The organism is Saccharopolyspora sp., from assembly GCF_017434145.1.
GTDB lineage: Bacteria > Actinomycetota > Actinomycetes > Mycobacteriales > Pseudonocardiaceae > Saccharopolyspora_C > Saccharopolyspora_C galaxeae.
In genome coordinates, this window is record NZ_JAFRFW010000772.1 from 1 (window position 1) to 2,206 (window position 2,206).

Consider the following 2,206-nt stretch of genomic DNA (forward strand, 5'->3'; position numbering starts at 1 on the left):
AACCGGTGTCATGGAGTGCGACCACACCTGGTTGCTGCTCAAGCCCGGCGAAACGATTACGAACCGCTCGAACACCGCCAAGCCCGCGCCGAGGGGCACCTGCCCGACGCACGCGGTGCTGGTCGAACACCCCGAGGGCCGGGTCCTGTGGGACACCGGCGTGCCGCAGGACTGGGAGTCCCGGTGGGCGCCCACCGGGCTGCAGGAATTCTTCCCGGTGCAGGCCGGAACCACTTATCTCACCGATTCGCTGGCCGCCTTGGAACTGACTCCCGAAGACATCGACGTGCTGGTGCTCTCGCACCTGCACTTCGATCACGCGGCGAATGCGAAATTGTTCGACAACGGCCGCACGAAAATCGTGGTGAACCGCAAGGAGCACGAAGGCGCGTTCGGATTCGACGGACCGTTCAAAGGCGCGCACCTGAAAGTCGATTACGCCGACATCGACTACACGCTGGTCGACGGCGACAGCGAGATCCTGCCCGGCGTCAACGTCATCGACACCCCCGGGCACACCTGGGGCACCATGTCGCTGCAGGTGGACCTGCCCGAGTCCGGCACCAAGCTGTTCACCTCCGACGCGGTGTACCTCTCGGAGAGCTGGGGCCCGCCGCCGATCGGCGCCGCCATCGTCTGGGACAGCGTGCGCTGGCTGGAATCGGTGGAGAAGCTGCGCGGCATCGCCGAGCGGACCGGCGCCGAAGTCATCTTCGGCCACGACGCCGCACAGGCCGAGAAATTGACGTTCGCGCCCGACGGCGAATACCGCTAGGAGCCGGAATGACCGAGTACCTGCACGAATCGGTGTTCACCTGGGGCGCGACCCCGCTGAAGTTCGGCGCGGGCGCGGCCGACGAGATCGGCTGGGACCTCGCGCAGCTCGGCGCGGAACGGGTGCTGGTGGTCACCGATCCGGCGATCGCCGCGTCCGGGGTGGCGCAGCGGGTGGTCGACGCGGCCAAGTCCGCGGGCCTGGTGGTCGACCTCTACGACCAGGTGCACGTGGAGCCGACCGATCGCAGCGTGCGCGCGGCCGTCGAGTACGCCTCGCAGTCCACATGGGACGCTTTCGTCGGGGTCGGGGGCGGCTCGTCGATCGACACCGCGAAGGCGATCAACCTGCTCACGACCTATCCGGCTGATCTCTACGACTACGTCAACGCCCCGATCGGCGGTGGCAAGGCACCGGACGGGCCGCTGAAGCCGCTGCTGGCGGTGCCGACCTCGGCGGGCACCGGCTCGGAAACGACGCCGGTGTGCATCATGGATCTGCTCGAGCACAAGGTGAAGTCGGGCATCAGCCATCCCCGGCTGCGCCCGACCACCGCGGTGATCGACCCGCTGCTGACGCTGTCGATGCCGCCGGAGGTCACCGCGGCCAGCGGGATGGACGTGCTCTGCCACGCGCTGGAGTCCTACACCGCGAAGCCGTTCCACAGCTTCCCGCGGCACAGCGCGGATACGCGGGTGGCCTACTGCGGCTCGAACCCGATCTCCGATGCCTGGGCCGAGCACGCGATGCGGCTGCTCGCGCGCTCGTTCCGGAAAGCCGTGCTCAACGGCGGCGACCTGGAAGCGCGCACGGACATGATGCTGGCCGCCACGTTCGCCGGAATGGGATTCGGCAACGCGGGCGTGCACATCCCGCACGCCTGCGCTTACCCGATCGCCGGGCAGGTGCAGGAGTACCGGCCTGCCAACTACCCGCAGGACGAAGCGCTGGTGCCGCACGGCGAGTCGGTGTCGCTGACCGCGCCCGCGGCGTTGCGCTACACCTTCCCGGCCGATCCGCAGCGGCACCTGCACGCCGCGGAAATGCTCGCACCGGCCGAGATTCCGGACGTGGCGCCGCGCGATCGACTGCCCGCGGTGCTGTCCGAGCTGATGCGCGACATCGGCACGCCGAACGGGATCGGCGCGGTCGGGTTCGGCGAATCCGACATCCCCGAGCTGGTCGCGGGCACGGTCAAGCAGCAGCGGCTGCTGGCCACCGCGCCGCGCGGTGTCGGCGAGGACGATCTCGCGGCGATCTTCCGCGACTCGATCCGGAACTGGTGAGCCCGATGCCGATCTACGACTACGCCTGCGAGTGCGGGCACCGGTTCGAGGCCCTGGTGCACGGGTCCGAACCGCGCTGCGATCGCTGCGGCTCGCAGCCGGATCGGCGCCCGTCCGCGGTCCGGCTCGGCGGCGACGGTCACGG

3 protein-coding genes are annotated in these 2,206 nt (G+C 69.4%); all 3 read left to right on the forward strand.

Going from position 1 to position 2,206, the window contains the following annotated elements:
• A partial coding sequence (locus IJH84_RS20875; protein WP_295147938.1) for an N-acyl homoserine lactonase family protein occupies positions 1 to 775 on the forward strand: 775 nt, incomplete at its 5' end.
• A gap of 8 nt (positions 776 to 783) precedes the next feature.
• The gene (locus IJH84_RS20880; protein WP_295147940.1) at positions 784 to 2,061 is read left to right on the forward strand and encodes a hydroxyacid-oxoacid transhydrogenase; all 1,278 of its coding nucleotides are present in this window, start codon (positions 784 to 786) and stop codon (positions 2,059 to 2,061) included.
• Positions 2,062 to 2,066: 5 nt separating this feature from the next.
• On the forward strand, positions 2,067 to 2,206 hold a 140-nt coding region (locus IJH84_RS20885; protein WP_295147943.1), incomplete at its 3' end, for a zinc ribbon domain-containing protein.

Bases quoted from the DNA above. Each gene is read 5' to 3' on its own strand.
- IJH84_RS20880 (WP_295147940.1), top strand. From the start codon at position 784: ATGACCGAGTACCTGCACGAATCGGTGTTCACCTGGGGCGCGACCCCG.